A 380-nucleotide genomic window follows, 5' to 3' on the forward strand; every position below is an offset into this window, starting at 1 on the left:
CGAGCTGGATGAGCTGGTGCTGGAATTGTTGTCGTACAGCCGGCTGTACAACGCCGACCAGGCCCGCGAGCGGGTCGAGGTGTCGTTGCTGGAACTGGTCGACAGCGTGCTGGGCGGCTTCGCCGAGGAGCTCGATGGCCGCGGCATCCAGTGGGAAGTTCGCGCCGAAGGCGAGCTACCCCGCTTTGTGCTGGACCCGCGGCTCACCGCCCGGGCCGTGCAGAACCTGGTGCGCAATGCCATGCGTTACTGTGACCAAAGCCTGTTGCTGCGCTTGTGCCTGGACCAGGACGGCGCGTGCCTGTTGACGGTGGAAGACGACGGTATCGGCATTCCGGTAGCGGAGCGGGAGCGGATCTTCCAGCCGTTCTACCGGCTGG

1 protein-coding gene is annotated in these 380 nt (G+C 65.8%); it reads left to right on the top strand.

The window, feature by feature from the left end; translation table 11 throughout:
- On the top strand, positions 1-380 hold a 380-nt coding region (locus GYA94_RS26175), incomplete at both ends, for a sensor histidine kinase (protein ID WP_255327001.1).

The sequence above is a fragment of the Pseudomonas juntendi genome (assembly GCF_009932375.1).
GTDB lineage: Bacteria > Pseudomonadota > Gammaproteobacteria > Pseudomonadales > Pseudomonadaceae > Aquipseudomonas > Aquipseudomonas juntendi.